The sequence below is a fragment of the Pseudooceanicola batsensis HTCC2597 genome, assembly GCF_000152725.1.
Lineage (GTDB): Bacteria > Pseudomonadota > Alphaproteobacteria > Rhodobacterales > Rhodobacteraceae > Pseudooceanicola > Pseudooceanicola batsensis.
Window position 1 is genome coordinate 2,017,349 of record NZ_CH724131.1, and the last position, 26,869, is coordinate 2,044,217.

31 protein-coding genes are annotated in these 26,869 nt (G+C 66.4%); 19 read left to right on the plus strand and 12 right to left on the minus strand.

The genetic code is table 11. The features are described from left to right. Positions 1 to 7 precede the first annotated feature (7 nt). Genes lysA through argH form a run of 4 tightly spaced genes read right to left on the minus strand, consistent with a single transcriptional unit; the run spans position 8 to position 3,149 of the window. Positions 8 to 1,273 (minus strand): diaminopimelate decarboxylase, encoded by a 1,266-nt coding sequence (lysA, locus tag OB2597_RS13605; RefSeq protein ID WP_009806161.1) that lies wholly within the window; start codon positions 1,271 to 1,273, stop codon positions 8 to 10. A gap of 18 nt (positions 1,274 to 1,291) precedes the next feature. Continuing rightward, a complete protein-coding gene (locus tag OB2597_RS13610; RefSeq protein WP_009806162.1) occupies positions 1,292 to 1,606 on the minus strand; it encodes a DUF2834 domain-containing protein in 315 nt (104 codons plus the stop codon). Beyond that, positions 1,606 to 1,761, minus strand: a complete 156-nt coding sequence (locus OB2597_RS22305; RefSeq protein WP_009806163.1) for a lipoprotein — start codon at positions 1,759 to 1,761, stop codon at positions 1,606 to 1,608. The genes OB2597_RS13610 and OB2597_RS22305 overlap by 1 nt, the downstream gene beginning before the upstream one ends. Next, complete coding sequence (gene argH, locus OB2597_RS13615) at positions 1,758 to 3,149, minus strand: argininosuccinate lyase (protein ID WP_009806164.1); 1,392 nt, start codon at positions 3,147 to 3,149, stop codon at positions 1,758 to 1,760. The genes OB2597_RS22305 and argH overlap by 4 nt, the downstream gene beginning before the upstream one ends. Before the next feature lie 21 nt (positions 3,150 to 3,170). On the opposite strand from argH, the gene OB2597_RS13620 reads away from it, so the two are divergent. The 5 genes from OB2597_RS13620 (at position 3,171) to yddG (ending at position 7,859) form a co-directional block, all read left to right on the plus strand. Then, positions 3,171 to 3,728 carry a TlpA disulfide reductase family protein gene (locus tag OB2597_RS13620; RefSeq protein ID WP_009806165.1) on the plus strand — a complete coding sequence of 186 codons (558 nt, stop codon included), beginning with the start codon at positions 3,171 to 3,173 and terminating at the stop codon, positions 3,726 to 3,728. 99 nt (positions 3,729 to 3,827) lie between these two features. Next, entirely contained in the window at positions 3,828 to 4,670 is an 843-nt protein-coding gene (locus OB2597_RS13625; protein WP_009806166.1) for an EAL domain-containing protein, read from the plus strand. A gap of 110 nt (positions 4,671 to 4,780) precedes the next feature. Further along, positions 4,781 to 5,956, plus strand: a complete 1,176-nt coding sequence (locus OB2597_RS13630) for an acetyl-CoA C-acetyltransferase (RefSeq protein WP_009806167.1) — start codon at positions 4,781 to 4,783, stop codon at positions 5,954 to 5,956. 195 nt (positions 5,957 to 6,151) lie between these two features. After that, positions 6,152 to 6,874, plus strand: coding sequence for an acetoacetyl-CoA reductase (gene phbB, locus OB2597_RS13635; RefSeq protein ID WP_040609344.1), 723 nt, complete (start codon positions 6,152 to 6,154; stop codon positions 6,872 to 6,874). Positions 6,875 to 6,962: 88 nt separating this feature from the next. Next, positions 6,963 to 7,859, plus strand: coding sequence for an aromatic amino acid exporter YddG (yddG, locus tag OB2597_RS13640; protein WP_009806169.1), 897 nt, complete (start codon positions 6,963 to 6,965; stop codon positions 7,857 to 7,859). Here the strand turns inward: yddG and OB2597_RS21505 are convergent. From OB2597_RS21505 to OB2597_RS13650, 3 genes are all read right to left on the minus strand, one after another. Next, positions 7,837 to 8,004, minus strand: coding sequence for a YdcH family protein (locus OB2597_RS21505; RefSeq protein ID WP_009806170.1), 168 nt, complete (start codon positions 8,002 to 8,004; stop codon positions 7,837 to 7,839). The two genes, yddG and OB2597_RS21505, sit on opposite strands and share 23 nt — an antisense overlap. An 88-nt stretch (positions 8,005 to 8,092) precedes the next feature. Beyond that, a complete protein-coding gene (locus OB2597_RS13645) occupies positions 8,093 to 8,866 on the minus strand; it encodes a tRNA1(Val) (adenine(37)-N6)-methyltransferase (protein ID WP_009806171.1) in 774 nt (257 codons plus the stop codon). Further along, positions 8,863 to 9,078, minus strand: coding sequence for a putative signal transducing protein (locus tag OB2597_RS13650; protein WP_009806172.1), 216 nt, complete (start codon positions 9,076 to 9,078; stop codon positions 8,863 to 8,865). Before OB2597_RS13650 ends, OB2597_RS13645 begins: the two co-directional genes overlap by 4 nt. A 60-nt stretch (positions 9,079 to 9,138) precedes the next feature. Between OB2597_RS13650 and OB2597_RS13655 the strand changes: the two genes are divergently transcribed. Together OB2597_RS13655 and trpA are read left to right on the plus strand one after the other, a co-directional pair. Beyond that, entirely contained in the window at positions 9,139 to 10,134 is a 996-nt protein-coding gene (locus OB2597_RS13655; protein WP_009806173.1) for a polyprenyl synthetase family protein, read from the plus strand. Positions 10,135 to 10,209: 75 nt separating this feature from the next. Continuing rightward, entirely contained in the window at positions 10,210 to 11,001 is a 792-nt protein-coding gene (trpA, locus tag OB2597_RS13660) for a tryptophan synthase subunit alpha (protein ID WP_009806174.1), read from the plus strand. An 8-nt stretch (positions 11,002 to 11,009) separates the two neighbouring features. Here trpA and OB2597_RS13665 read toward each other — a convergent pair whose 3' ends face one another. Next, entirely contained in the window at positions 11,010 to 11,807 is a 798-nt protein-coding gene (locus OB2597_RS13665) for a ZIP family metal transporter (protein WP_009806175.1), read from the minus strand. Between the two features lie 93 nt (positions 11,808 to 11,900). On the opposite strand from OB2597_RS13665, the gene OB2597_RS13670 reads away from it, so the two are divergent. After that, on the plus strand, positions 11,901 to 13,064 hold the full coding sequence (locus tag OB2597_RS13670; RefSeq protein ID WP_009806176.1) for an alpha-hydroxy acid oxidase: 1,164 nt from the start codon (positions 11,901 to 11,903) through the stop codon (positions 13,062 to 13,064). A 10-nt stretch (positions 13,065 to 13,074) separates the two neighbouring features. Here OB2597_RS13670 and OB2597_RS13675 read toward each other — a convergent pair whose 3' ends face one another. The 3 genes from OB2597_RS13675 to OB2597_RS13685 all read right to left on the minus strand — a co-directional run bounded on the left by OB2597_RS13675 (position 13,075) and on the right by OB2597_RS13685 (position 15,606). Then, positions 13,075 to 13,659: a hypothetical protein gene (locus OB2597_RS13675; protein WP_148234735.1), complete on the minus strand. Its 585-nt coding sequence runs from the start codon at positions 13,657 to 13,659 to the stop codon at positions 13,075 to 13,077. Between the two features lie 40 nt (positions 13,660 to 13,699). Continuing rightward, positions 13,700 to 14,296 carry a HupE/UreJ family protein gene (locus tag OB2597_RS13680; protein WP_009806178.1) on the minus strand — a complete coding sequence of 199 codons (597 nt, stop codon included), beginning with the start codon at positions 14,294 to 14,296 and terminating at the stop codon, positions 13,700 to 13,702. Positions 14,297 to 14,379: 83 nt separating this feature from the next. Continuing rightward, positions 14,380 to 15,606 carry an Hsp70 family protein gene (locus OB2597_RS13685; protein WP_009806179.1) on the minus strand — a complete coding sequence of 409 codons (1,227 nt, stop codon included), beginning with the start codon at positions 15,604 to 15,606 and terminating at the stop codon, positions 14,380 to 14,382. A gap of 255 nt (positions 15,607 to 15,861) precedes the next feature. Here OB2597_RS13685 and OB2597_RS13690 point away from each other — a divergent pair, with 255 nt between their 5' ends. From OB2597_RS13690 to OB2597_RS13725, 8 genes are all read left to right on the plus strand, one after another. Then, positions 15,862 to 16,512 (plus strand): 50S ribosomal protein L25/general stress protein Ctc, encoded by a 651-nt coding sequence (locus OB2597_RS13690; RefSeq protein WP_040609788.1) that lies wholly within the window; start codon positions 15,862 to 15,864, stop codon positions 16,510 to 16,512. Between the two features lie 593 nt (positions 16,513 to 17,105). Continuing rightward, the gene (locus tag OB2597_RS13695) at positions 17,106 to 17,330 is read left to right on the plus strand and encodes a hypothetical protein (protein WP_009806181.1); all 225 of its coding nucleotides are present in this window, start codon (positions 17,106 to 17,108) and stop codon (positions 17,328 to 17,330) included. 84 nt (positions 17,331 to 17,414) lie between these two features. Further along, on the plus strand, positions 17,415 to 17,918 hold the full coding sequence (locus OB2597_RS13700) for a hypothetical protein (RefSeq protein ID WP_009806182.1): 504 nt from the start codon (positions 17,415 to 17,417) through the stop codon (positions 17,916 to 17,918). A gap of 199 nt (positions 17,919 to 18,117) precedes the next feature. Continuing rightward, positions 18,118 to 19,005, plus strand: a complete 888-nt coding sequence (locus OB2597_RS13705; protein ID WP_040609789.1) for an IS1-like element ISOba3 family transposase — start codon at positions 18,118 to 18,120, stop codon at positions 19,003 to 19,005. Between the two features lie 685 nt (positions 19,006 to 19,690). Next, the gene (pth, locus tag OB2597_RS13710; RefSeq protein ID WP_009806184.1) at positions 19,691 to 20,377 is read left to right on the plus strand and encodes an aminoacyl-tRNA hydrolase; all 687 of its coding nucleotides are present in this window, start codon (positions 19,691 to 19,693) and stop codon (positions 20,375 to 20,377) included. Further along, positions 20,374 to 21,435 carry a DUF2332 domain-containing protein gene (locus tag OB2597_RS13715; protein WP_009806185.1) on the plus strand — a complete coding sequence of 354 codons (1,062 nt, stop codon included), beginning with the start codon at positions 20,374 to 20,376 and terminating at the stop codon, positions 21,433 to 21,435. The genes pth and OB2597_RS13715 overlap by 4 nt, the downstream gene beginning before the upstream one ends. Then, entirely contained in the window at positions 21,432 to 21,812 is a 381-nt protein-coding gene (locus OB2597_RS13720) for a DUF2237 family protein (RefSeq protein WP_009806186.1), read from the plus strand. The genes OB2597_RS13715 and OB2597_RS13720 overlap by 4 nt, the downstream gene beginning before the upstream one ends. A gap of 101 nt (positions 21,813 to 21,913) precedes the next feature. After that, positions 21,914 to 22,453 (plus strand): tetratricopeptide repeat protein, encoded by a 540-nt coding sequence (locus OB2597_RS13725; protein WP_009806187.1) that lies wholly within the window; start codon positions 21,914 to 21,916, stop codon positions 22,451 to 22,453. A gap of 84 nt (positions 22,454 to 22,537) precedes the next feature. On the opposite strand, the gene trpB is transcribed toward OB2597_RS13725, so the two are convergent. Next, positions 22,538 to 23,785, minus strand: coding sequence for a tryptophan synthase subunit beta (gene trpB, locus OB2597_RS13730; RefSeq protein WP_009806188.1), 1,248 nt, complete (start codon positions 23,783 to 23,785; stop codon positions 22,538 to 22,540). 102 nt (positions 23,786 to 23,887) lie between these two features. Between trpB and OB2597_RS13735 the strand changes: the two genes are divergently transcribed. The 3 genes from OB2597_RS13735 (at position 23,888) to OB2597_RS13745 (ending at position 26,867) form a co-directional block, all read left to right on the plus strand. After that, positions 23,888 to 24,661 (plus strand): uracil-DNA glycosylase, encoded by a 774-nt coding sequence (locus tag OB2597_RS13735; RefSeq protein ID WP_009806189.1) that lies wholly within the window; start codon positions 23,888 to 23,890, stop codon positions 24,659 to 24,661. A gap of 79 nt (positions 24,662 to 24,740) precedes the next feature. Continuing rightward, the gene (moaB, locus tag OB2597_RS13740) at positions 24,741 to 25,268 is read left to right on the plus strand and encodes a molybdenum cofactor biosynthesis protein B (protein ID WP_009806190.1); all 528 of its coding nucleotides are present in this window, start codon (positions 24,741 to 24,743) and stop codon (positions 25,266 to 25,268) included. Positions 25,269 to 25,400: 132 nt separating this feature from the next. Then, positions 25,401 to 26,867, plus strand: a complete 1,467-nt coding sequence (locus OB2597_RS13745) for an efflux RND transporter periplasmic adaptor subunit (RefSeq protein WP_009806191.1) — start codon at positions 25,401 to 25,403, stop codon at positions 26,865 to 26,867. Positions 26,868 to 26,869 lie beyond the last annotated feature (2 nt).

Genomic DNA, 26,869 nt, shown 5'->3' on the forward strand with positions numbered 1-26,869 from the left:
CGTCACCCTACAGCCATGGAGGTAGCGTATCCCGGTTTATGATCTCGTCAAAGCTCGGGCGGGGCCGGATGACAGCGAATTGATGCCCATTGACCAGAACTTCGGGGATCAGCGGGCGGGTGTTGTATTCGCTGCTCATGACCGCGCCATAGGCCCCGGCCGACCGGAAGGCGACGAGGTCGCCGGCCTCCAGGGGCGGCATCATCCGCTGTCTGGCGAAGGTGTCGCCGGATTCGCACACCGGTCCGACGATATCGTAGGGCCGGTACTCGATACCGGCCTCTGCCTCGACCACCGGCACGATGTCGTGATGGGCCTCGTACATGGCCGGGCGGATCAGGTCGTTCATCGCCCCGTCGAGGATGAGGAAATCGCGCCCCTCGCCGGACTTCACGTAGATCACGCGGCTGACCATGATCCCCGCGTTGCCCGCGACCAGGCGCCCCGGCTCGATCTCGATCTCGCAGCCCTTGTCGCCCAGCGTTTCCGCGATCAGCTTGCCGTAATCCATCGGCAGCGGCGGCGGCTCGTTGCCGCGGGTATAAGGGATGCCCAGCCCGCCGCCGAGGTCCAGACGCCGGATGTCATGGCCGTCTGCCCGCAGCGCATCGGTCAGGTCGCCGACCTTTTCGAACGCCTGCCGATACGGTTCGAGATCGGTCAGCTGCGAGCCGATGTGCACGTCGATTCCGATCGCCTCGAGCCCCGGAAGAGCTGCGATCCGGGCGTAGACCTCGCGCGCGCGGGAAATGGGGATCCCGAACTTGTTCTCGGATTTGCCGGTCGCGATCTTGGCGTGGGTCCTGGCGTCGACATCCGGGTTCACCCGCACCGTCACCGGCGCGACCACCCCCATGGACAGCGCGACCTCGTTCAGCGCCTCCAGCTCCGGCTCGCTCTCGATGTTGAACTGGCGGATGCCGCCGGCCAGCGCCTCGCGCATCTCGACCCGCGTCTTGCCGACGCCCGAGAAGACGATCCTCTCGCCCGGAACGCCCGCCGCCCGGGCCCGCGCATATTCACCGCCCGAGACGACATCCATGCCCGCCCCGAGATCCGCCAGCGTCCTGAGGATCGCCTGGTTCGACGCGGCCTTCATCGCATAGCAGACCAGGTGCGGCAGGCCGGAGAGCGCATCGTCGAACAGCTGGAAATGACGCGTCAGCGTGGCCGTCGAATAGAGGTAGAACGGCGTGCCGACCTCGGCGGCGATCTCGGCCACCGGCACGTCCTCGGCATAGAGAGCGCCATCGCGGTAGAGGAAATGATCCATTGCGGTCCCCGTGCGGCCTCAGACGGGCCGTGTTCTGAGAAAGAGATAGAGCGGCAGCCCGCAGCCGACCCCGATGAGACAGGTCGCCGGAACCGCCCAGAGCGAGGACCAGTTCCGGCGGACCGAGACCTCGGCCAGGATCCACAGGACAAGGGCGATGACCGCGATGACAAGATCCATCGACAGCCCCGTGACCGCGTCGTTCGCCGTCCACGCGGCGAAAAGGCCCTGCATGTCGAACCCGTTGGCGGTGAGCCAGGACAGGACATGCCACATCGGATGCACCGCGCCCCAGACCGCCAGCAGCAGGTACAGGATGCGCAGCGTCGACATCAGAACGACACCCCGAACGCGACACGGCCGTGCACGGTCACTCCGGTTTCGGTTGCGGTCTCGGGCTCGGGTTGTTCGGGCTCGCCGTCCACGCCGCAGGCCGAGACGAGCGCGGCCATGCCGAACAGCAGGACGAGAGCCAGCAGGCGGGTCATTTCAGCACATCCTTCCAGCGCAGGATCTGTTCCCGCACCCGTTCAGGCGCCGTTCCGCCGTAGGATGTGCGCGAGGCGACCGAGTTGTGGACCCCCAAAACCCCGAAGACGTCATCCGTGATCGCCGCGTGAACGCCCTGCATGTCGGCCAGCGTCAGGTCCGGCAGGTCGCAGCCCTTCCGCTCGGCCAGGGCGACGAGCGACCCGGTGACGTGATGTGCTTCGCGGAACGGCATGTCGAGCGTACGCACCAGCCAGTCGGCCAGGTCGGTCGCGGTGGAAAAGCCCGACCCCGCCGCCGCCTCGAGCGCCTCGCGGTTCGCGGCCATGTCCGACACCATGCCGGTCATCGCCGCCAGCGCCAGCATCAGGTTGTCGGCAGCATCGAAGACCTGTTCCTTGTCCTCCTGCATGTCCTTGGAATAGGCCAGCGGCAGGCCCTTCATCACCATGGTCAGGGCGACGTTCGCGCCGAAGATGCGGCCGATCTTGGCCCGGATCAGTTCGGCCGCGTCGGGGTTCTTCTTCTGCGGCATGATCGACGACCCGGTCGAGAAGCGGTCCGACAGCACGACGAACCGGAACTGGGCCGAGGACCAGATCACCAGCTCTTCGGCCATGCGGCTCAGATGAATCGCGCAGATGGTCGCGGCGCCGAGGAACTCCAACGCGAAATCCCGGTCCGAGACGGCATCCAGCGAATTGGCCATCGGCCGGTCGAATCCCAGGGCACGCGCCGTCATCTCGCGGTCGATGGGAAAGGAGGTCCCGGCCAGCGCGGCCGCCCCGAGCGGCGATTCGTTCATCCGCGCCCGCGCGTCGCGGAACCGCGACAGATCGCGCCCGAACATCTCGACATAGGCCATCATGTGGTGGCCCCAGGTCACCGGCTGCGCCGTCTGAAGATGCGTGAACCCCGGCATCACCCAGTCGGCGCCCTGCTCGGCCTGCGCGACCAGCGCCGTCATCAGCGCCTGCAGCCCGTCGATCGCCGCATCCGCCTGATCGCGGACCCAGAGCCGGAAATCCGTCGCCACCTGGTCGTTGCGCGACCGCCCGGTGTGCAGCCGCCCGGCGGGTTCGCCGATGATTTCCTTCAGCCGCGCCTCGACGTTCATGTGAATATCCTCGAGCGCCGTCGAGAAGGCGAAGGACCCGCCCTCGATCTCTGACAACACCGTGAGAAGCCCTTCCCTCATCGCCTCGGCATCGCTATCGCTGACGATGCCCGTCGCGGCCAGCATGGCGGCATGGGCGCGCGAGCCTGCGATATCCTGCGCGGCCATGCGCCGGTCGAACCCGATCGAGGCGTTGATCGCCTCCATGATCGCGTCGGGTCCGGCGGCGAAACGGCCCCCCCACATCTGGTTCGCGCTTGTGTCGGTCATTGGCCACCCGTTGGAGGAAAGATGAAGAACTGGCTCAAGGCGCTCCTTTATACGGGCTTGCTCGTCACTGCAAACCTCGGCGCGGCCGGGGACATCGCCGGCCTGCGCGAGGGCGACATGAAGAAGCTGGCCGTCCATGCCGAGCCGCACGACTTTCCCGATGTGGCCTTCGATGCGCCCGAGGGCGAGGCCAGCCTCGCGGAGTACCGGGGCCGGATCGTCGTCCTGAACTTCTGGGCTCTCTGGTGCGCGCCCTGCCGCGAGGAAATGCCGACGCTGGAGGCGCTCCAACACCGTTTCGGCGCCGAGGATTTTGCCGTCGTCACTCTGGCCACGGGGCCGAACGCACCGCCCGCCATCGACCGGTTCCTGGACGAGATCGGAGTCACCGCTTTGCCCCGGTACCGCGACCCGCGCAGCCGTCTTGCCCGGGCGGCAGGCGTGCTGGGGCTGCCGGTGACGGTGATTCTCGACCGCGAAGGACGCGAGATCGCGCGGCTCGTGGGGACGGCGGACTGGTCGAGCGACAGCGCAATCCGCATCGTCGAGAGCCTGCTGGCCCGGGAGTCGCAAGGCTGAACACGGTCGTTAGAATTCGCATGAATTTCGCCGACGCCCGTTCGCACTACATTAACTTTGTCGCGTCACGATGACCCGGACCTTAGCGGAGGGGCGGGAATGGCACTCTTGAACGACCAGGCGCTGGTGGATGTTCCGCCGGAACTCCGCGATCCGCTCACCCACGCCGTGGCGCGGCGGGATGCAGATATTCTCAACACCGTGTCCCTCGCCCTCGAAAACGGCAACGTGGCCCTTGCCTATCAGCCCGTCCTGCAGGCGCGCGCTCCCGACCGGATCGCCTATTACGAGGGCCTGATCCGCATCTTCGACGAAACCGGGCGCGTCATCCCCGCGGCGGATTTCATCCACGCGGCCGAGGTGACGGAACTCGGCCGCCGCATCGATTGCGCCGCCCTCAGTATGGGCCTACGCGTGCTGGAGGACACGCCGGAGATCCGCCTGGCGCTGAACCTCTCGGCCCGTTCCATCGGCTATCCCCGCTGGATGCGCATCCTGCGCAAGGCCCTGATGCGCGATCCTGCCCTGGGCGAGCGTCTGATCCTCGAGATCACCGAAGGTTCGGCCATGATGATCCCCGAACTGGTCACCAGCTTCATGACCCGAATGCGCCGCCACGGGATCAGCTTCGCCCTCGACGATTTCGGGGCGGGCCATACGTCGTTCCGCTACCTCCGCGATTTCCTCTTCGACATCCTCAAGATCGACGGCCAGTTCATCCGCGGCGTCGCGACCGATCCCGACAACCAGGTGCTGGCCCGCGCTCTGATCGCCATCGCCCGCCACATGGACATGCTGACCGTCGCGGAACAGGTCGAAACCCCCGAGGATGCACAGTGGATCACGCGGGCGGGGATCGATTGCGTTCAGGGCTACTGCTTTGCCGCCCCGACGATCCGCCCCCCGTGGGAGGAACCACCGGCCGCGGAAACCGGCAGCTGAGGGATCGCCGCGATGCAGCACATTGAGCCCGGGGCCGTTTTGCGATAGGTCATCCGCATGGAGGCGTGGGGGGAGAATTTCCTGCGTCAAGCATAGTGGAGGACCACACCATGACGAACGTCGTCATCGCATCCGCGGCCCGTACGCCCGTCGGATCCTTTCTCGGATCATTCGCAACCACCCCCGCCCATGACCTGGGCGCGACCGTTCTCGCCGAACTGGTCAAGCGCGCCGGAATCGAACCCGGCGAGGTCTCGGAAACCATTCTCGGCCAGGTGCTGACCGGCGGCCAGGGCCAGAACCCCGCCCGTCAGGCGCATATCAACGCCGGCCTGCCGCAGGAATCCGCCGCCTGGGGCATCAACCAGGTCTGTGGGTCCGGCCTGCGCGCCGTGGCGCTTGCCGCCCAGCACATCCAGCTTGGCGATGCCGACATCGTCGCCGCCGGCGGACAGGAAAGCATGTCGCTCTCGCCCCATGTCGCGCACCTGCGCGCGGGCCACAAGATGGGCGACGTCAAGTACATCGATTCGATGATCAAGGACGGCCTCTGGGATGCCTTCAACGGCTACCACATGGGCCAGACCGCCGAGAACGTCGCCGAAAAGTGGCAGATCAGCCGCGACCAGCAGGACGAATTCGCCCTCGCCTCGCAGAACAAGGCCGAGGCGGCACAGAAGGCCGGCAAGTTCAAGGACGAGATCGTTCCCTTCACCGTCAAGACCCGCAAGGGCGAAACGGTGGTCGAGGATGACGAATACATCCGCCACGGCGCGACGATCGAAGGCATGCAGAAACTGAAGCCCGCCTTCACCAGGGACGGGTCGGTCACCGCCGCCAACGCCAGCGGGATCAACGACGGCGCCGCCGGGGCCCTGCTGATGTCGGCCGAGAATGCCGAAAAGCGCGGCATCACGCCCCTCGCCCGTATCGTCTCGTACGCGACGGCCGGCCTGGACCCCTCGATCATGGGCGTCGGCCCGATCCATGCCTCGCGCAAGGCGCTGGAAAAAGCCGGCTGGAAGCCCGAGGACCTCGACCTGGTCGAAGCGAACGAGGCTTTCGCCGCCCAGGCCTGCGCCGTCAACAAGGACATGGGCTGGGATCCGGAAATCGTGAACGTGAACGGTGGCGCCATCGCCATCGGCCATCCCATCGGGGCCTCCGGCGCGCGGGTTCTCAACACCCTGCTGTTCGAAATGCAGCGTCGCAACGCCAGGAAGGGCCTTGCCACGCTCTGCATCGGCGGCGGCATGGGTGTCGCCATGTGCGTCGAGCGCGACTGATCAGCACGACCGCCGACATGCAAAATAAGGGGCGCCGCAGGGCGCCCTTTCTCGTTTCCGCGCCAAGGTGTGATAGGCGTGGGGTGGCGACAGAGAATCTGCTGCCAGAGTGAAAATTTCTTAGCGCAACAATATTGCGCCCGGATAACGATATGGGTAACAGAGTTACTCTGACACCGAACCGTAGGAGGAATCATGGCACGGACGGCATTGGTCACCGGAGGATCGCGCGGGATCGGCGCAGCAATCTCCAAGGCGTTGAAAGACAAGGGGTACACGGTGGCCGCCACCTATGCGGGCAATGACGAGGCCGCCGCCAGCTTCACCGAGGAGACCGGGATCAAGACCTACAAGTGGAACGCCGCCGATTACGAGGCCTCCAAGACCGGGATCGCCAAGGTCGAGGAAGAGCTTGGCCCCATCGACATCGTCGTCGCCAATGCCGGCATCACCCGCGACGCCCCTTTCCACAAGATGACCCCCGAGCAGTGGAAAGAGGTGGTCGACACCAATCTCACCGGCGTGTTCAACACCGTCCATCCCGTCTGGCCCGGTATGCGCGAGCGCGGCTTCGGCCGGGTCATCGTGATCTCGTCGATCAACGGACAGAAGGGCCAGTTCGGTCAGGTCAACTATGCCGCGACCAAGGCGGGCGACCTCGGCATCGTCAAGTCGCTGGCGCAGGAAGGCGCCTCCAAGGGCATCACGGCCAACGCCATCTGCCCCGGCTACATCGCCACCGACATGGTCATGGCCGTGCCGGAAAAGGTACGCGAAGCGATCATCAGCCAGATCCCGACCGGCCGCCTGGGCGAGCCCGAGGAGATCGCGCGCTGCGTCGCCTTTCTGGCCGACGACGACGCGGGCTTCATCAACGGCTCGACCATCACCGCGAACGGCGGGCAGTTCTTCGTCTGACGCCCGCGCCACTGGCGGACAACCGGGCCGGTGCCTCTGCACCGGCCCTTTCTGTTGACGCCACCGCACCCTTTGACGACAAGGGCGCATGTCCCGCACCCGCGCCACAGCCATCGGTTTCACGGCAGTCCTGCTCTGGGCTCTGCTGGCCCTCTTCACCGTGGGCAGCAGACCGGTGCCGCCGCTGCAGCTCAATGCCATGTGTTTCGTGATCGGCGGACTCGTCGGCCTGATCTGGACGGTCGCTGCCGGACAGCTGAAATCGCTGGGGCAGATCCCGCCGGCGGCGCTTGCGCTCGGGACGGTGGGGCTCTTCGGTTATCACGCGCTCTATTTCGGCGCGCTCCGCAATGCCCCACCGGCGCAGGCGAGCCTGATCGCCTATCTCTGGCCGCTGCTCATCGTCCTCTTCTCGGGGCTGTTGCCGGGGGAACGTCTCCGTCTCGGGCACCTGCTGGGCGCGCTGGCCGGCTTCGCCGGGGCGGCGGTGGTCGTCGGGGGATACAGCGGCCTGTCGCCGGACTACATGCTGGGGTACCTGCTGGCGCTGGCATGCGCCCTGACATGGGCGGGCTACTCGGTCCTCTCCCGCCGCTTCGGCGCGGTGCCGACAAGTGCCGTGACCGTCTTCTGCCTGGCCGCCGCCGTGCTCTCTGCCGGACTGCATCTCACGCTCGAAGAGACGGTGGTGCCGGTCTCGGCCATCGGGTGGCTGTCGGTTGTGGCCCTTGGCCTCGGACCCGTCGGACTCGCCTTCTACACCTGGGACATCGGGGTGAAACAGGGCGACATACAGATGCTCGGCGTGGCCTCCTATGCCGCGCCGCTTCTGTCGACCCTGGTCCTGGTCGCAACCGGCATCGCCGAACCGACCGCGCGGCTCGGGGTTGCGACCGTACTTATCACCGGTGGCGCGGGTATCGCCGCCCGCGCCAGTCTGAGACGCCCCCGGAAAACCGGTGCTAATGCACCGACAGGCGGCTGATCTCTTCCTTGAGACGCAACTTCTGTTTCTTCAGCTCTTTGATTTCCATGGTCGAAGCCCCGGGCGATCGCTGTGCATGTTCCACCGCGACCGAGAGGGATTCGTGTTTTTTCTTCAGTTCTTCCAGATGCGAACTCAAGCTCATCTCATTCTCCTCTCTGATTGCTGCCAGAAAATTGGATCACAGTTTCACACTTCTGTCACGCTGCGCCCGCGAGGATCCGCTGATGGAGTTAAGATTCGATTACCGGCCCACAGAAAGGCATGGCGGCCCCGTCGCTCAGAATCGCTGATGCGGCAGGGGTATAGTCGACGCGATCCCCCTCGTGCGTCGAACCTGCGTGAACGACAAGCCCGCGATGCAGACGAAAGGCCGCCCGCCCCTCCTTCCGGCCCCGGAGGAGGAAAAGTTGCGATTCGCGCCCCTCACGCGGAATCAGTGGAAAGAGTTCCAGCGACCCAAGGCAAGATTCGAAAGCCGCCAGCATTTCGGGCAGACGGTCCACGCGGTTGATGAAGGTGACGGTCCCGCGCGGCGCACAACGACGCGCCGCCGCCGCGACCCAGTCGCTCAGCGGCGTCTCTTCACCCATGGCCCCCTCGCGCGCGGCATCCCTGGCGCGCAGGCTCCGGTCCCGCCGGAAGTAGGGCGGATTGGCGATGACATGATCGAAGGACCGCTGACGAAGATGGGTGGGCATATCGGACAGGTCCCCTTCGACCACTTCGAAGGCCAGCCCGTTCTCGATCGCGTTGCGCCGCGCCAGTTCCGCATAGACCGGCTGCCGCTCCAGCCCCGTCAGCCGCAGTCCCGCCACCCGCCGCCCCAGGCAGAGCGACGCCGCTCCGGCCCCGCAGCCGAGATCGAGCACGGACTGCCCCGGCCGGGCCCCAACGCTCGCGGCGAGGAAGACGGGGTCGACCCCCGCCCGATAACCATCCTTCGGTTGCAACAGGACCACCCGGCCGCCCAGGATCGTGTCGCGGGTTTCCGGCGCGGCGCTCATGCCTCGAGGTCGAAACCGTTGTCTTTCATGACGGTCGCGGCCCGGTCATGATCCTCTGACTTGACCATGAGCCGACGTGGCAGGATGCCGATCGATCCCTCCAGCACGCTCATATTTACGTCCATTTCGAACCAGTCTATACCCTCCCCCTGAAGCAGCGCCTGGGCGAAGGCCATGTCCGCCGGATTATTGGTTCGCATGAGCTGTTTCATATTGGGGACTTAAGGCCAGAACCCCCGGATTGTCGAGGGTCTGGCGGGGGTGATGCGGGCTTGGACAAACCCGTCGAGAAACCACACGAGGCCATCGCCGCCCTGCTGGCGGACGACCTCGGCGCGGTCAACGCGCTGATCCGCGAGCGCATGGCCTCGCGGCACGCACCGCGCATTCCCGAGGTCACGGCGCATCTTGTCGAGGCGGGGGGCAAGCGCATCCGCCCGATGCTGACGCTCGCCGCCGCGCGGCTCTGCGGGTACGACGGACCCTATCACATCCACCTCGCCGCCACGGTCGAGTTCATTCATACCGCGACCCTCCTGCATGACGACGTGGTCGACGAAAGCGCGCAGCGGCGCGGCCGGCCGACCGCCAACCTGCTCTGGGACAACAAGTCTTCGGTTCTCGTGGGCGATTATCTCTTCGCCCGTGCCTTCCAGCTCATGGTCGAACCCGGCAACCTGCGCGTCCTGTCGATCCTGTCCGACGCCGCCGCGACCATCGCCGAGGGCGAGGTGCTCCAGCTCAGCGCCGCGCAGGACCTGAAGACCACCGAGGAGACCTATCTCCAGGTCATCCGGGGCAAGACCGCCGCGCTCTTCTCGGCCGCGACCGAGGCGGGCGGAGAGATCGCCGGTGCCTCGCCCGCGCAGGTCCGGGCGCTTTTCGACTATGGCGACGCGCTCGGTATCGCCTTCCAGATGGCCGACGACCTGCTCGACTGGACGGGCAAAACCGACAGCACCGGCAAGAACGTGGGCGACGATTTCCGCGAGCGCAAGCTGACCCTGCCGCTCATCCGCGCGGTCGCCGCCGCCGACGACGAGGAGCGCGCCTTCTGGACCCGCACGATCGAGAAGGGACGCCAGAACGACGAGGATCTCGCCACGGCGCGCGAGCTGCTCGACCGGCACGGGGCGCTCGGGAGCACGCGGGAGACGGCACTGGACTGGGCCGACCGGGCGAAATCCGCGCTGACGCATCTGCCGGACCACGATCTCACCGCGCATCTCTCGGACCTGGCCGATTACGTGGTCGAACGTCTCCGCTGAACCTTGCCATTGACCCGGCCGGCGCTTTTCGGCAAGTCGGGACAGCCCGGGGGGCGACACGGCGAGGGGAATGGAATGACACGCATCGATGCGACGTTTGAGCGGCTGCGCGCCGAGGGAAAGAAGGCCTTCGTCAGCTACATCATGGCCGGCGACCCGGACGAGGCCACATCGCTCGAGATCTTGCGGTCCCTGCCCGGCGCGGGCGTCGACATCATCGAACTCGGCCTACCCTTCACGGATCCCATGGCCGACGGCCCGACGATTCAGCTGGCGGGCCAGCGGGCCCTGGGCGGAGGAATGACGCTGCAGAAGACGCTCGACATGATCGCGACCTTCCGCAAAGAGGACACCACCACCCCGATCGTCCTGATGGGCTACTACAACCCGATCTACAACCGGGGCGTCGAGACCTTCCTGAACGATGCCAAGGCCGCCGGCGTGGACGGTCTGATCGTGGTGGACCTGCCGCCGGAAGAGGACGACGAGCTCTGCATTCCCGCGCAGAAGGCCGGACTCAACTTCATCCGCCTTGCGACCCCCACGACCGACGACAGGCGCCTGCCCAAGGTGCTCGAGAACACCTCGGGCTTTGTCTACTATGTCTCGATCACCGGCATCACCGGATCGGCCGAGGCACAGGCCGCCGATGTCGGCCCCGAAGTGGCCCGCATCAAGGCGCAGACCGATCTGCCGGTCATCGTCGGCTTCGGCATCCGGACGCCCGAAACCGCCCGGGCCATCGCATCGGTCGCCGACGGCAGTGTCGTGGGATCGGCCATCGTGCACGAGATCGCCTCGGGCCGGTCGGTGTCCGAGGTGGCCGCCTATGTCCGGGACCTGGCCGAGGGCGCGCACCGGGCCTGAGGACCCGTCTAGCCGAGCGTCACGTCCAGCAGCATCATCAGGATCAGCCCGCCGATCAGCCCGGTCGTGGCCCGGTTCTGATGACCGTGGCGGTGCGTCTCGGGGATGATCTCGTGGCTGATGATGAACAGCATCGCGCCCGCGGCGAAGGTCAGCCCCCACGGTAGAACGTATTCCGAGGCGGTCACCGCCGCCACCCCGAGCAGCCCTCCGAGCGGTTCGACAAGCCCGGTCGCCAGCGCGACAAGGAAGGACCGCCAGCGGCCATAGCCCTGCCCCCGCAGCGCCACCGCGACGGCCAGTCCTTCGGGGGCGTTCTGCAGCCCGATCCCCAGCGCCAGGGTCGTCCCGTTTCCCACGTCGCCGCCCCCGAACCCCACGCCCACGGCGAGACCTTCGGGAAAATTGTGGATCGAGATCGCGAGGATGAAGAGCCAGATGCGCGCCAGCGCGGCGCTGTCCGACCCTTCGCGGCCCGTCACGAAGTGCTCGTGCGGGACCCGGGCATTGATCGCCCAGACCGCCAGCGCGCCCAGGGCGATGCCGCCTCCCGCGCTCAGGGCCGCCCGGCCGACACCGCCATAGAGCGCGGTCGCGTATTCGATCCCCGGCAGGATCAGCGAGAAGAACGAGGCCGAGATCATGACGCCGGCGGCGAACCCCAGCAGCATGTCCCGCCATTTCTGCGTGATCTCGCGCCCGAGAAGCACGGGCAACGCCCCCACCCCGGTCATCACCCCGGCGGCGAGGCTGGCGAGAAATCCGATCAGGATGATCTGCATGTCGCCGGACCCGGTCATCCCCATGACATACGGCGACGGCGGCTTCTGACAACTGCGACTTGCCTGCATGCGCGGTGCCGGATAGTGAATCCGGACCACCGGGAAGGAAGGGGAGCCATGCCCGTCATCACCTGCATCGACGACCTCAGGGAACTGCACAGGCGCCGCACGCCGAAGATGTTCTTCGACTATTGCGAAAGCGGTTCCTGGACCGAGCAGACCTTCCGCGAGAACACCGCCGACTTCCAGGACATCCGCCTGCGCCAGCGGGTCGCCGTGAACATGGAGGGGCGGACGCTGGCGACGCGGATGATCGGGCAGGAGGTCGCCATGCCGGTCGCCCTCGCCCCCGTCGGGCTGACCGGGATGCAGCGGGCGGATGGCGAGATCAAGGCAGCCAGGGCGGCGGAAAAGGCCGGCGTGCCCTTCACCCTCTCGACCATGTCGATCTGCTCGATCGAGGACGTCGCCGAACACACCACGAAACCGTTCTGGTTCCAGCTCTACACGATGAAGGACCAGGATTATCTCCGCCGCCTGATCCAGCGCGCGAAAGATGCGAAATGCTCGGCCCTGGTCATCACGCTCGACCTGCAGATCCTCGGCCAGCGGCACAAGGACCTCAAGAACGGCCTGTCGGCCCCGCCCAGGCTGACCCCGGCCACCATCGCCGACCTGATGACCAAATGGACCTGGGGCCTCGAAATGCTCCGGACCGAGCGGCGTAAGTTCGGCAATATCGTGGGCCATGTCAAAGGCGTCGAGGATACCTCTCGTCTGGGCGAATGGACCGCGCAGCAGTTCGACCAGAAGCTCGACTGGAAGAAGATCGAGGAGATCAAGAAACTCTGGGGCGGGCCGGTCATCCTCAAGGGCATCCTCGATCCCGAGGACGCCATCCTGGCGAGGAAGGTCGGCTGCGATGCGATCGTGGTGTCGAACCACGGCGGACGGCAGCAGGACGGCGCGATCAGCTCGATCCGCGCGCTCGACCCGATCCTCCAGGCCGTCGGCGACGATCTTGAGGTGCACATCGACAGCGGCATCCGTTCGGGGCAGGACGTGCTCAGGGCCATCGCCATGGGCGCCCGGGGCACCTATATCGGCCGCCCCTGGGTCTATGGCCTGGGCGCCATGGGCGAGGCCGGCGTGACGCGGGCGCTGGAAGTCATCCGCAACGAACTCGACATCGCGATGGCCTTTACCGGCAAGCGCGACATCGAGAACGTGGACCGCAGCTGCATCCTGGTGCCCGCGGGCTTTTCGGGCGTCTGGGACTGACGCCCCGCCGTCAGGCGCCCCGCGACAGATAAGCCAGGTAGAGGATCAGAACCGCGGCGATCCAGGACGCCGCGATCCGCCACAGGATGCGCATCCACTGGGCCGGCACATGGTCGGTCGAGACGCGCACCAGCCCGGCGCTTGCCGCCACGGCGAGATTGGCCGTCAGGAACAGCCCGAGGTGGATCATCACCGGCAGCTGGAACAACCCGTGCCCCTCGAGCGCGGTGGCCATGGCCATCGCGCCGGCGATACCCGCCAGCGCGAACGCCTCGTAGCGGGAATGCCGCGCCAGCAGCGCCGTCAGGGCCGCGACGAAGACGCCGAACGCCACGAAGCCGGTCGCGACGGCCACCGGCGCCACCGCCCCCAGCGGCACGCCCAGAACCAGGCCGACGATCAGCGCGGGCCAGGCCCGGACCATCCCCTCCCGGTCCCAGAGCCCCAGCAGCAGCCCGAGAGCGACGAGCGGCAGCAGGATCCCTGGGTAACCGACGATCACCCACGCCCCTTCGAGGAACTGCTGATAGCCGTCGGCGCCGCTGCGGAAGGAATGCGCCCAAGCTGGGCCCGGGGCCGCCACGACGGGTGCCACGGCAGCCCATGCAACGGAACGGCGGCGCATCAAGGCAGGATCAGGCCACGCCGAACAGGAAGGCGGCGCCGACCAGCGCGATCAGACCGCCCGCGCCCCGGACGGCCATCTTGCCCGCTTCGGACCGGGTGAGGAAGCCTAGGCCGATGCCCACCAGGTGCAGCAGGCCGGTACCGACAACGAAGCCTATCGCATAGCCCCAGGCGCTGAAGGCCTCGGGAAGCTCGGTCCCGTGCGCATGTCCGTGGAAAATCGCGAAGACCCCGACGATGGTCGCGGCGACCCAGATCGGCGCCCGGACCGCGAAGGCGATCAGAAGACCCAGAACGACACCGGAGAGCGCGATCCCGGTCTCGACCGCCGGCAGCGGCATGCCCATGACGCCGGCGGCCCCGCCGAGGGCCATGACCAGCGGAAACACCACCGGCAAGAGCCAGAGCGCCGGCATGCCGAGGAATGCCCCCCAGAGCCCAACGGCCACCATGGCCACCACGTGGTCCCACCCGAGGATCGGGTGCCAGAAGCCGGAGGCAAAGCCCGTGTTGATCCCCTCGCCCGTATGGGCCGATGCCCCGGCACTCATCAGGCAAAGCGCCACCAGAGCCAGCAGGACCCGCTCGAACTGTTTGTTGATCATGATTTTCCATTCCCCAGGAGCTTCAGGCCCGGCGGAGGGTAAAGGAGTTTTCGTCGGCGTCTACCGGTTTTCGCCGCCGCCCGTCATTGCGCGGCAAGCGCCAGCCCGTCCACCACCGCCGTGAACGCCTCGGCCCGGCTGATGCGCGCCTGCGGACAGACCTCCACGGCGACCTCCGACACCAGGCGCATCAGGCTGGAGCCGCCGACCAGAACCACGTGATCCACGGCGCCCGGAGTCGCTCCGGCCTGCATGAGCGTCTGGTAGAGGGCCAGGCGCAGCGGCTCGCGGAAATCGCCCAGCACGCCCGTCATGGCCGAGGCCGGCATCGGCACCCGCAGCCCCGGCTCGATCAGCGACATGTCGATGGCCGCATCGCGCTCCTGCCGGTTCGCGGCGATCTTGGCCCGCTCGACCGCGAACGCCAGGTCGTGGCCGAGGTGATCGCGGATGACCGTCTTCAGCCGCGACAGTCGCGTCCGGTCGACCGCGTGCCGCACCAGATCCTCGACCTCCCGCCCGGTCTCGCGCGTGTAGAGGAAAGGGATCATCGGCCAGGTCGCGAGGTCGGCGTATATCTGGCGCGGCACGGGGAGCCTGCCCTCGCCCAGCGTGCGGACAAGCTCTCCGTTCATGCCCAGCTCCGGCATCGCGAAAGCGAGCGACAGGGTCCGGTCGAAATCCGTGCCGCCGAGGCGGATCCCGTGGCTGCCCAGCACCTCGACGCCCCCGGCCCGGCGCCGGAAGAGGGTGAAGTCGGATGTACCGCCCCCGATATCCACGACGAGCCCCGTCTCGTCCGCATCCCCCCTGCTGGCGATGGCCGCGGCCTCGGGTTCGAACATGAAGGCGACATCGGCGAACCCCGCAGCCGCATAGCACGCGCGCAGGTCCGCCTCGGCCTGCGCATCGCGGCCGGGATCGGCGCTGTGGAAATGCACCGGCCGCCCGGAAAGCACCCGGTCGAACCGCACCTCCGCGGTGGCCTCGGCCCTGGACTTCGCGGATCGTAGAAAGGCCGTCACGACATCCGCCAGGGTGCGCCGCCGGCCCGCGATCAGCCGCTTTTCGTGAAAGAGCGGCGTCCCCAGGACCGATTTCAGCGCCCGCATGTATCGCCCGTCCTCACCCTCGATCAGCGCATCCGCGGCCGACCGCCCGATCCGCATGTCGGAACCGTCCTCGGGAAAGAAGACGGCCGTCGGAAGCGTCTCGGCCCCGCGCTCGATCGGGATGCGCCGCACCTCGCCTTGCGTCGCCACCGCGACGGCGGAATTCGACGTTCCGAAATCGATACCGAGCCGGGTCATGGCGGGCGCTCCGTTGCAGGGGAGGTCCGCCTAGCCAATGACGCGCGGGATCGCAAGACCGCAAAGGTGGGGATCCCGGCCGGCCGGATACCGACCGCCGGCCAGCGCGGCAGAACCGGAGGCGCGTCCGAAGGGGTCAAAGCGGCCGGGCGACGGATTACCCCTTCCCATCCCCCCGGATTCCGTGTAATCGCGCGGCTTCATGCGGGCATACAGCCTTGGAGGATGCCCGCCTCACTTATGGAGAACAAACCGATGGCTGGAGAAATTCCTGATCTCGTAGCCCAGGAACGTGCGGGGACGGGCAAGGGCGCCGCTCGCGCAGCGCGCCGCGCTGGCATGGTTCCGGGGATCGTATACGGTGGCGACAACGACCCGCTGCCGATCCAAATTCCGTTCAACGACCTGCTCAAGAAGCTCAAGGCGGGCCGTTTCCTGGCGACCCTGTGGAACCTCAAGGTCGACGGTCATGACGATGTCCGCGTGATCTGCCGCAACGTGCAGCGTGACGTGGTCAAGGACCTGCCGACCCACCTCGACCTGATGCGCCTGCGCCGCACCAGCCGTGTGAACCTTCACATCCCCGTCGAGTTCATCAACGAAGACGCCGCACCGGGCATCAAGCGCGGCGGCGTTCTGACGGTGGTCCGTGCCGATGTCGAACTCAACGTGCTGGCCGGTGACATTCCCGAGAAGATCGTCGTCGACCTGACCGGTCTCGAGATCGGCGATACGGTCACCATCAGCATGGTCAACCTGCCGGACGGGGTGAAGCCGACCATCGACCGCGACTTCGTGATCGCCAACGTCTCCGCCCCCTCGGGTCTGCGTGGCGGCGGAGACGACGAGGACGAGACCGAAACCGAGACCGTGGCCACCGAGGTCGAGCCCGACCCCGAGGCCTGATCGGCAAGCGATCTTGCTGAACGGCTCCGCCCCGGCGGGGCCGTTTTTCTTTGCGCCGGACCTATGTCTGCGCCACCGCACCTTGCACCAGGCAAGAGGACGCCATCTCCGGCAAGGTTCGCGTCGTGAACGGACAACACGCTTCCGCGGACGACCTCTGCAGCCGTCACCAGGGATCTCGACGCTCTGGTCGAGATGGTCCGGATGAGGCGCGCGCCCGCGGGCGAGGTCCACACCGGGCGGAAGAATGACTGCACCGTCTCGCTCTTCGGTACCCTGCCAGAACTGCCCCACCGTATGGTCCTGCCGGAGGTGAACGGCCGGGGCGCCTGCTCCGCTCGCCCAAGCATGGCAGCGGCGTCAAGAACCGGAACCACCGTGCCCGGGACGAGGAGACGACCGTCGGGTCCGCCTGATCGACGAGATCGGTATCGACGCCGGCTGGCCCCCCCCTGACCGTCGCCCGAGCCAACCGGCTCTCTCGGGCGCGTCACAGGCCCCGCCTGGGTAGTGGGTCAGTTTGAAATCTAGCCCCTCGCGCAAACGCGCAGCTTTGATTTGCACCGGATCGCGTCTGGCCCCATATTGGAGGCATGACAGACAAGCCCAAGAGACCCAAGGACGCGAACCAGTTGGCGAAGTTCATAACGGACTTGGCGACTGGTGAAGCATCTGAGGATGACGCCCCCGAAAAAGCCGAGGGTCAGCGCAAGGGCGGCTTGAAGGGTGGCAGGGCGCGGGCTGACAGGCTGACGCCGGAAGAACGCAGCAAAATCGCCAAGAAGGCTGCGGCCGCCCGATGGCGGAACGAAACCTGAATACCTGACATACACCCACCATACACCTCTTGACGTGATAGATTGAACGGTCTAGGAGTCCGGCAGCAGATTGGAGTTGCCGAAATGGCCGTACTACTCACAACGGATCAGGTCGAGGAATGGAAGGCCGAGCGCGATAAGCTGGTAAAGCGGATCGCCTATCTTGATGAGCGCATCAAGGCCGCATCCTTTTTCATGGCTGACGATGAAACAGAGAGCGAGCCGTCAGGTGATGATGGCCACCAGAGTTCGCCTGGGCCGTCTCTGGTGGACGCCATCGTTGATGTTCTGCGGCGGTTTGGCCCCGAACCAATGACCAATCACGCCATCCGAAACCGGCTGACAGATGTTGGCTTTGACATTTCACAGATGAGCCAGAATTACTACTACACCGCCACGAAACGCTTGAGCGACAAGGGAACCATCGTGAAACACGATGACGGCACTTACTCGCTTCCTGAGAATGCGGCCCCGGAAGAATCTCTGTATAGCGACAGTTCTTCCGGGGCCAATATCGAGAGCCGGTTTAGCCAACCGACTGAACCCCCAGCGCAAGGCCGTGAAGCCGGCCCGGGAGGTGAGACATGAGGAGGTAAGAACCTCATGTAAGTCGTCAGCCGCGCGGCGGGAGTTGGCCCTCCCAATGCGCGGCTGACGCATTTCTAGCATCCAAAACAGCAACTTGCAAGGCGAGAATAGGTGATTCCCGTCAATGAGTTATGTCATCTGTGAATTTAAACTGACCGACATGCTTGACTATAGTATGGATAGCACCTACATTGTGAGTATGAACAAGTTGGATACCAAAACCCGCTCACTGATCATCCGCCTTTTGGTGGAAGGTAATTCAATTCGCGCCACATCGCGGATTGCTGACGTGAGCAAAAACACTGTCAACAAGCTGTTGATAGATGTGGGGAAAGTATGTCACTCGTACCACGATGGAAACGTGCGGGATGTAAAGGCGTCAGTCATCCAGTGCGACGAAATCTGGTCATTCACCTATGCCAAGCAAAAGAACGTTGCTGCTGCCAAGGCTGCGCCAGACGGCGCAGGCGACACGTGGACCTGGACGGCTCTGGATAGTGATAGCAAGCTGATCGTGTCCTACATGGTAGGTGGGCGCGACAGCGAATATGCTATTGGCTTCATGGACGATCTTTGCTCTCGGCTCGCCAACCGGGTCCAACTGACCACGGACGGTCACAAGGCATATCTGGAAGCCGTAGAAGGCGCATTCGGTGGCGACGTTGACTATGCCCAGCTCATCAAGCTGTACGGCGAACCCACGGGCCAGAAGGGGCACGAGCGCAAGTATTTTCCGTCAGAATGCACGGGCACCAAGAAACGTGCGGTGGAGGGTCGCCCCGACATGGCGAAGGTAAGCACGTCGCACGTTGAGCGGCAGAATCTTACCATGCGGATGCACATGCGCCGCTTTACGCGGCTGACTAACGGGTTCAGCAAGAAGGTTGAGAACCACGCCTATGCGGTCGCGCTGCACTTCATGTACTACAATTTCTGCCGCCAGCATCAAACGCTGTGCGTTTCGCCCGCAATGGCCGCCGGTCTGACGGATCGGCTTTGGGATATTGCTGATCTGGTCGCGCTGGTGGACGCCGCAGAACCCGCGCCGAAGAAGCGCGGACCCTACAAAAAACGAGCGGTGAATTAATGCCAATCAAAGAGCATCCAGCAATCGGCACGGTTTTGTTGTGTGACTTCACCTCGGGATTCTCGAAGCCCGAAATGCAAAAGCGGCGGCCGTCGTGGTGATCAGCCCAAAGATCACTGCTAGACCTTACCTGTGCACTGTCGTTGCCCTAAGCACGGACCCGCCAGTTCCCGTTCTGCCATATCACGCTCAAATCGACATTTTCCCAGAACTTCCAAAGCCTTGGTCGAGCAAAGGCGTTTGGGTGAAGGGAGACATGGTCAACGCAGTCGGTTTTCATAGACTTGACCTGATCCGAACCGGAAAAGACCGGGCGGGCAACCGAACTTACATCTATCAGCCCCTAAGTGAGGAAAATTTAAGAATAATTCGGGCGTGCGCTCTTTCAGCCTTGGGGTTGGCGCGCTTGACAAAATCGCTGTGAGCGATTATTTGGGGTCCCGATAGCGGCTCTCACATGGTGATCCGCGACTAAGACCCCACCAGGGGCCGCCGTGCAACTTCGGTGATTGCAAACTGAGCCGCACGGCGCAGATAGAAGACCCCGCTTCGGCGGGGTCTTTGCGTTGCAAGGGTTGTAACAGGCCAAGATTTCAAACTGACCCACTACCCCCGCCTGAGAATGCTGGACCCGCGCGGGGCGCTTCGATAAACCGGGGCCGACGCAACGACCCCGGATCCCGCAGTGAAACTCTTTGTCGGACTTGGAAATCCCGGCGGCAAATACGCCGCGAACCGCCATAACATCGGGTTCATGGCGCTCGACCGGATCGCGTCGGATCACGGCTTCGCCCCCTGGCGGACCAAGTTCCAGGGCGAACTGGCCGAAGGAACCCTCGGCGGCGAAAAACTCTTGCTGCTCAAGCCGATGACCTTCATGAACCTGTCCGGCCAGTCAGTCGGCGAGGCGATGCGGTTCTACAAGCTGACCCCCGCCGACGTGACCGTCTTTCACGACGAACTCGACCTCGCGCCGGGCAAGGTGCGGGTCAAGCAGGGCGGAGGCCATGCGGGGCACAACGGACTGCGCTCGATCCACCAGCACATCGGGGCGGACTACCAGCGCGTGCGGCTGGGCATCGGACACCCGGGCCACAAGGACAAGGTCGCGCCTTACGTGCTCGCCGATTTCGCCAAGGCGGAACAGGATGGGCTGGACGATCTGCTGCGCGGCCTGTCGGATGGCGCTCCGGAACTGGCCGGGGACGACGCCGGGCGGTTCATGAACGCCGTCGCATTGCCCACCGCGCCGCCGCGCAGTTCGGCGACCACCGCGCCGGCGCGGCCCGCCCCCAAAGCAGCCGAGCAGCCCGCCGAACCGGAGCCCGACAACCGGTCCGCCCTCCAGCGTCTCGCCGACAAGTTCCGATGAGCCTGACGGCGCTCTTCGAAAGCCAGGCCCGGGCCTGCGAGCGCCTCGGTTCCCCCTTCATGTCGCGCCTTCTCCGGCTGTCGGGTCCACGCCTCGTCCCCGGACACCCGGTCACCGACCGCCTTCTCGCGTGGGAGGGCGACGCCACGGCGCTCGGCGCGGCCATCGCTCTACGCTTTGCCGGCGCGCTCCATGCCCTCGTGCTCCTGCGCCGGGATGCCGACCTCGTGGCCGCCTACCCTCCGAACCAGGTCGGGGACACGATGCTCTGGCGCGCGGTCGAGGCCGCCATGACCCGGCATCAGGACCACATGCTGCACTGGATCGACAGCGCGCCGCAGACCAACGAGGTCCGGCGCAGCGTCGCGATGATCGCCGTCTCGCACCTTCTGGCCGAGCGGTTCCCCGGCCTGCCCTTCCGGCTCTCGGAACTCGGCGCCTCGGCGGGACTGAACCTCCATTTCGACCGCTTTGCGCTGGCCCTGCCCGACGGGACCACGCGGGGCGCCAAGGCGCCGGTCCTGACACTGGCGCCCGACTGGCAAGGCCCGCTGCCTCCCCTGTCCGAGGTGGTGGTTTCCGAGCGGCGCGGCGTCGACCTCAATCCGCTGGATCCCTCCGACCCGGCCGCCGTGCTGCGGCTGCGCAGCTATGTATGGCCGGATCAGCCGGACAGGATGCTGCGCCTCGACGCGGCCCTCGCCGTGGCCGGGCCCGTGGTCGACCGCGGCGACGCAGGCGACTGGCTCGCGCGGCGGCTCGCGACAGCTGCGGACGGGATGATCGACCTCGTCTATCACACGATCGCCTGGCAGTACTTTCCCGCCGCCACCAGGACCGCCTGCCGCGCCGCGCTGCGCGCCTCGGGGGCGCGGGCCACGCCCCGATCCCCCCTCGCCCATCTTCAGGTCGAGGCGGAAGCGGCCGGGGAGGGCGCGACCGTCAGCCTGACCCTCTGGACCGGCCAGGACGAGCCGGAAGTATTTGACCTCGGCCGTCTCGACCCGCACGGTCGGAGCATCATAACCTCCGACCCGTTCGACCTGAGACCGCGATGACTGCCAAGGACCCCTCCGTAAACGTGCTGGGCGGACGTCTCGAATCCTGTTCGTCCGACCCGGTGACCGGGTTCTTCCGCGACGGTCATTGCAACACCTGCGTCGAAGATGCGGGCTCTCACACGGTATGTGCGGTCATGACGGCCGAGTTCCTCGCCTTTTCGAAATATGTCGGAAACGACCTCAGCACGCCGATCCCCGCTTTCGGATTTCCGGGCCTTCGACCCGGCGACCGCTGGTGCCTCTGCGCCGCGCGCTTTCTCCAGGCGCATGACGAAGGCTGCGCCCCCTCGGTGCGGCTCGAGGCGACGCATCGGGCCGCTCTCGACATCGTTCCGCTCGAGGTGCTGCGCCAATATCGGGTCGGTCCCGACTGACCGCCGCCGGCACGGACGCCGCTGTTCACGCGAAAGTGTGACTGCCGGACGCCCCGGCTGCTACCCTCGGGGCAGACCCGATCCCGCACAGGAGCCCCCCGATGTCCCGCAAGCTGTCCGCCGCACTTGTCGCCCTACCCTTTCTCGCCGCAGGCGCCTTCGCCGCCGGCAGCGACAGTGCCACCCCGCCCGAACCGACGGAAACCTCTACGAAATGCCCCGACGGCGAGATCTACGATGCCGACAAGAAGGCCTGCGAGAAATCCGCCTCGCTGAACTTCGACGACGACGACCGCTACGAGGCTGTCCGCGAACTGGCCTACACGGGGCGCAGCGAATCGGCGCTGGCGGTGATCGCCTCGGCGGACGCGCCTGAAAGCCCGCGCTTCCTGACCTACCGGGGCTTCACCCTCAGACAGATGGGAGACACAGCAGGCGCGATGACCGCCTATCGCAAGGCTCTGGCCCTGGACCCAGGCAACAACCTTGCCCGCAGCTACATGGCGCAGGGACTGCTGAAAGAGGGCCGGCGCACAGAAGCCGTGGCGCAGCTTCACGAGATCGAGGCGCGGGCCGGGCACGGAAGCTGGGCGCACCGGTCCCTCATGCTGGCGCTCAGAGGCGAACATACGACCTATTGAGGCAACCTGCCCGGGCAGGCGGCACGGGGGCTGCGCGGTGCGCCTCCGCCTGTCCCCCCTGCGTCCGGCGAAACGGCCGGCCGGTCAGGCCGACCGCCCCTCCGTGTCCGACATGTCGAAACCGAGATAGCGCGCCACGGTCTGGACGTCCTTGTCGCCGCGCCCGCACATGTTCATCACGATGATGTGGTCGGCAGGCAGGGTCGGCGCGATCTTCATCACATGGGCCAGAGCGTGGCAGGGTTCGAGCGCGGGAATGATCCCCTCGGTCGCGCACGACAGCTGGAACGCCTCGAGCGCCTCCATGTCGGTGATCGAGACGTATTGCGCCCGCCCGATGTCGTGCAGCCAGGAATGCTCGGGGCCGATCCCGGGATAATCCAGACCCGCCGAGATCGAATACCCTTCGAGGATCTGGCCGTCCTCGTCCTGAAGCAGGTAGGTACGGTTGCCGTGCAGCACCCCGGGCCGCCCCCCGGTAAGCGAGGCGCAGTGCTCCATCTTGTCGTCCACGCCCTTGCCGCCGGCTTCGACGCCGACGATCTGCACCGAGGGATCGTCGAGGAATTCGTAGAACAGACCCATGGCGTTCGATCCGCCGCCGATGGCCGCGATGACCGTATCGGGCAGACGCCCCTCGCCTTCCTGCTCGCCCAGCTGGCGGCGCACCTCCTTGCCGATGATCGACTGAAAGTCGCGCACCATCGCCGGATAGGGATGTGGTCCCGCCACGGTGCCGATGCAGTAGAACGTGTCGCGCACGTTCGTCACCCAGTCCCGCAGCGCGTCGTTCATCGCGTCCTTCAGCGTCCCGCGGCCCGAGGTGACCGGCACCACCTCGGCCCCCAGCAGGCGCATCCGGAAGACGTTCGGCGCCTGGCGCTGCACGTCATGCGCGCCCATGTAGATCACGCATTTCAGCCCGAACTTGGCGCAGACCGTCGCCGTCGCCACGCCGTGCTGTCCGGCGCCGGTTTCCGCGATGATGCGGGTCTTGCCCATGCGCCGCGCCAGGATGATCTGGCCCAGCACGTTGTTGATCTTGTGCGCGCCGGTGTGGTTCAGCTCGTCCCGCTTCATGTAGATCTTGGCACCGCCCAGATGCTCGGTCAGCCGCGCCGCGTGATAGAGCGGCGAGGGGCGACCGACGTAATGCGTCCACAGGTCGTCCATCTCGGCCCAGAAGCTCGGGTCGTCCTTGGCGTGATCGTATTCCTTTTCCAGGTCCAGGATCAGCGGCATCAGCGTTTCGGAGACGAAGCGCCCGCCGAACTGTCCGAAACGGCCTTTTTCGTCCGGCCCGTTCATGAAGGAGTTGAAGAGATCGTCCATGACCTGTCCCCTGTGCGAACTGTATTGGCTGTGACTATTTGGGAACGTCCGCGATTTCCAGCCCTAGTTTCCCCGCCCCCCGCAAGGATATAGGCTCCGCGCATGGAATCGGCTCTCGACTGGCACAGCGCCTATGCCCTGCTCGACTGGCAGGTCGAACTCGGCGCGGACGAGGCGATCGGCGACACGCCGGTCGACCGCTTTGCCCATGTCGAGCCACCCTCTGCCGCGAAACGCAAGGCCGCGCCCGAACAGCCTGTCCGCCGCAAGGAGATCGATGCCGTCGAGGTCGCCCGACAGGCCGCCCAGGCTGCCGGCTCGCTCGACGCCCTGCGCGAGGCGCTCGGCGCATACGAGCACTGTGCGCTCAAGCGCGGGGCCCGCAATCTCGTCTTCTCGGATGGCCACCCAGCCGCGCGGGTCCTGATCCTCGGCGAGGCGCCGGATCGGGACGAGGACCGCGAGGGGCGGCCCTTCGTCGGGCGCGCGGGCCGGCTGCTCGACCGGATGCTGGCGGCCATCGACCTCGACCGCACGGGGGAGACGCCCGACCGCGCGGTCTACATCACCAATGTCCTGCCCTGGCGCCCGCTGCAGAACCGCGACCCCGAACCCGAGGAGATCGCGATGATGCTGCCCTTCGTCCAGAAACATATCGAGCTGGTGGACCCCGCGTTCGTCATCCTGATGGGCAACATCGCCTGCCGGGCCGCCCTGGGCAAACAGGGCATCCTGAGGCTGCGCGGCACCTGGACCGAGGCTTTCGGCCGCCCGACGCTGCCGATGACCCACCCCACCTATCTGCTGCAGCAACCCCGGGCCAAGCGCGAGGCCTGGGCCGATCTGCTGTCCCTGAAGGTGAGGCTGAGTTCGTGACCCCGCCGTTCGATCCGACCCTTCTGCGCGCGGTTCTCCCCGCGGGTCCGGCCCTGCGACACGCGAGGAACAGGACGTGATGACCCGCGACTTCATGCCCGTCAACATCGCGGTCCTCACCGTGTCCGACACCCGGACGCCGGAGGACGATCGGTCGGGCGACACGCTGGCGGCCCGCATCGAAGAGGCCGGCCACCTCCTGGCCGCCCGCGACATCGTCACCGACGACCGCGACAAGATCGCGACGCGGCTGCGCGACTGGATCGCCGACCCGGAGGTGGACGCGATCATCAGCACCGGCGGCACCGGCCTCACCGGCCGGGACGTCACGGTCGAGGCGCATCGCGACGTCTACGAGAAGGAGATCGACGCCTTCGCCACCGTCTTCACCATCGTCTCGATGAAGAAGATCGGCACCTCGGCGGTGCAGAGCCGCGCCACCGCCGGGGTCGCCGGCGGCACCTACCTCTTCGCCCTGCCCGGCAGCACCGGCGCCTGCAAGGACGCGTGGGACGAGATCCTCGTGCATCAGTTCGACTATCGGCACATGCCCTGCAACTTCGTCGAGATCATGCCGCGGCTCGATGAACACATGCGCCGGAAATAGCCGGAAGAAATTTCGACGGAGTCGGGCGCGCCACGCGTAACATCCCTGTCACGGCCTCGTGGCTTGGCTCTGCCCGGTCCGATGCTACGATGCAACGCGCCCCTCGACTGGCCTCCAACGGAACAAATCTTTATGCGGTTTCTCAGACACAGCCTGACCGGGCTTTTCCTGATGGCGGTCACGCTCGGGCTGATCGTCTACGCGGGCTCGGTCCTGCGTGACGCCGTCGTCGCCCGCATGACCGAAGAGCCCCGGATGCCGCAGGCCCGCGAACGGGTCTTCGCGGTCAATCTGGTGACTGCCACGCCCGAGACGATCACCCCGGTCCTCACCGCCTTCGGCGAGATCCGCAGCCGCCGGACCCTCGAGATCCGCGCCGCCACGACCGGAACGGTCGTGGACCTGGCCGAGGATTTCGAGGACGGGGCCGTGGTGACGCGCGGCCAGGTTCTCGCGCGGATCGACCCGGCCAATGCCCAGTCGGCCTTCGACCGTGCCGGCAACGACCTGCGGGACGCCGAGGTCGCTGCCCGCGATGCCGAACGTGCCGTCGCCATCGCCCGCGACACCCTGGCCGCCGCCGAGGAACAGGCCGCGCTGCAGCAACGCGCCTACGAGCGTCAGGTGGACCTGCGCGACCGCGGCGTCGGCAGCGCCTCGGCGGTGGAGAGCGCGGAACTGTCCGTCGCCGCGTCACGCCAGTCGGTCCTTTCGGCGCGCAACGCGCTGGCCCAGGCCGAGACCCGGGTCGAAACCGCCGCCAATGCGCTGACACGCAGCCGGATCGCGCAGGACGAGGCGCAGCGCGACCTCGATGACACCACCATCCGCGCCGAATTCGACGGCACCCTGACCGGGACGACGGCTGTCCAGGGCGGGCTCGTCTCGGCGAACGAGCAGCTGGCGCAGCTGGTCGATGCCGGCGCGCTCGAGGTGGCCTTCCGCGTCTCGACGACCCAGTACGCCCGGCTGCTGAACGACCAGGGCCGCCTGTTGCAGGCGCCCGTCCGGGTCACGCTCGACGTGCAGGGCATCGCCCTCACGGCCGACGGCACGATCACCCGCGACAGCGCCGCCGTCGAGCAAGGCCAGACGGGCCGCAGGATCTTTGCCCGCCTCGATACCTCGCGCGGGCTGAAACCCGGCGATTTCGTCACCGTCTCGATCACCGAGCCGCCGCTGCAAGACGTTGTCCGCCTGCCCGCCACGGCGCTCGATGCCGCCGGAACGGTGCTGGCCATCACCGGTGAAGAACGGCTCGAGCCGCTTCAGGTGTCGCTGCTCAGGCGCCAGGGCGACGACGTTCTCGTCCGGGGCAAGACCCTTGCGGGGCGCGAGATCGTCGCGCAGCGCTCGCCCCTTCTCGGAGCGGGGATCAAGGTCCGGCCCCTTCGGTCCGAGCCGCCGCCGAGGACGGAGGAACCGGCCGAGACCGCGCTGGTCGAACTGACGCCGGAACGCCGCGAGAAACTGAAGGAGTTCATCACCTCCAACGACCGGCTGCCCGACGACATCAAGACCCGCATCCTCGCCCAGCTTGACGCTGACCGCGTGCCGGCGGCCATGATCCGGCGCATCGAATCCCGGATGGGGGGCTGAAC

Bases quoted from the DNA above. Each gene is read 5' to 3' on its own strand.
- OB2597_RS22305 (WP_009806163.1), bottom strand. From the start codon at position 1,761: ATGACCCGCCTGCTGGCTCTCGTCCTGCTGTTCGGCATGGCCGCGCTC.
- OB2597_RS13625 (WP_009806166.1), top strand. From the start codon at position 3,828: ATGGCACTCTTGAACGACCAGGCGCTGGTGGATGTTCCGCCGGAACTC.
- yddG (WP_009806169.1), top strand. From the start codon at position 6,963: ATGTCCCGCACCCGCGCCACAGCCATCGGTTTCACGGCAGTCCTGCTC.
- OB2597_RS13680 (WP_009806178.1), bottom strand. From the start codon at position 14,296: ATGATCAACAAACAGTTCGAGCGGGTCCTGCTGGCTCTGGTGGCGCTT.
- OB2597_RS13685 (WP_009806179.1), bottom strand. From the start codon at position 15,606: ATGACCCGGCTCGGTATCGATTTCGGAACGTCGAATTCCGCCGTCGCG.
- OB2597_RS13705 (WP_040609789.1), top strand. From the start codon at position 18,118: ATGAACAAGTTGGATACCAAAACCCGCTCACTGATCATCCGCCTTTTG.
- OB2597_RS13650 (WP_009806172.1), bottom strand. From the start codon at position 9,078: ATGAAACAGCTCATGCGAACCAATAATCCGGCGGACATGGCCTTCGCC.
- OB2597_RS13725 (WP_009806187.1), top strand. From the start codon at position 21,914: ATGTCCCGCAAGCTGTCCGCCGCACTTGTCGCCCTACCCTTTCTCGCC.
- OB2597_RS13665 (WP_009806175.1), bottom strand. From the start codon at position 11,807: ATGGGGATGACCGGGTCCGGCGACATGCAGATCATCCTGATCGGATTT.
- OB2597_RS13610 (WP_009806162.1), bottom strand. From the start codon at position 1,606: ATGTCGACGCTGCGCATCCTGTACCTGCTGCTGGCGGTCTGGGGCGCG.
- trpB (WP_009806188.1), bottom strand. From the start codon at position 23,785: ATGGACGATCTCTTCAACTCCTTCATGAACGGGCCGGACGAAAAAGGC.
- OB2597_RS21505 (WP_009806170.1), bottom strand. From the start codon at position 8,004: ATGAGCTTGAGTTCGCATCTGGAAGAACTGAAGAAAAAACACGAATCC.
- OB2597_RS13620 (WP_009806165.1), top strand. From the start codon at position 3,171: ATGAAGAACTGGCTCAAGGCGCTCCTTTATACGGGCTTGCTCGTCACT.
- OB2597_RS13690 (WP_040609788.1), top strand. From the start codon at position 15,862: ATGGCTGGAGAAATTCCTGATCTCGTAGCCCAGGAACGTGCGGGGACG.
- OB2597_RS13630 (WP_009806167.1), top strand. From the start codon at position 4,781: ATGACGAACGTCGTCATCGCATCCGCGGCCCGTACGCCCGTCGGATCC.
- moaB (WP_009806190.1), top strand. From the start codon at position 24,741: ATGACCCGCGACTTCATGCCCGTCAACATCGCGGTCCTCACCGTGTCC.
- OB2597_RS13645 (WP_009806171.1), bottom strand. From the start codon at position 8,866: ATGAGCGCCGCGCCGGAAACCCGCGACACGATCCTGGGCGGCCGGGTG.
- OB2597_RS13735 (WP_009806189.1), top strand. From the start codon at position 23,888: ATGGAATCGGCTCTCGACTGGCACAGCGCCTATGCCCTGCTCGACTGG.
- argH (WP_009806164.1), bottom strand. From the start codon at position 3,149: ATGACCGACACAAGCGCGAACCAGATGTGGGGGGGCCGTTTCGCCGCC.
- OB2597_RS13745 (WP_009806191.1), top strand. From the start codon at position 25,401: ATGCGGTTTCTCAGACACAGCCTGACCGGGCTTTTCCTGATGGCGGTC.
- OB2597_RS13700 (WP_009806182.1), top strand. From the start codon at position 17,415: ATGGCCGTACTACTCACAACGGATCAGGTCGAGGAATGGAAGGCCGAG.
- OB2597_RS13715 (WP_009806185.1), top strand. From the start codon at position 20,374: ATGAGCCTGACGGCGCTCTTCGAAAGCCAGGCCCGGGCCTGCGAGCGC.
- OB2597_RS13720 (WP_009806186.1), top strand. From the start codon at position 21,432: ATGACTGCCAAGGACCCCTCCGTAAACGTGCTGGGCGGACGTCTCGAA.
- lysA (WP_009806161.1), bottom strand. From the start codon at position 1,273: ATGGATCATTTCCTCTACCGCGATGGCGCTCTCTATGCCGAGGACGTG.
- OB2597_RS13670 (WP_009806176.1), top strand. From the start codon at position 11,901: ATGCCCGTCATCACCTGCATCGACGACCTCAGGGAACTGCACAGGCGC.
- OB2597_RS13695 (WP_009806181.1), top strand. From the start codon at position 17,106: ATGACAGACAAGCCCAAGAGACCCAAGGACGCGAACCAGTTGGCGAAG.
- phbB (WP_040609344.1), top strand. From the start codon at position 6,152: ATGGCACGGACGGCATTGGTCACCGGAGGATCGCGCGGGATCGGCGCA.
- trpA (WP_009806174.1), top strand. From the start codon at position 10,210: ATGACACGCATCGATGCGACGTTTGAGCGGCTGCGCGCCGAGGGAAAG.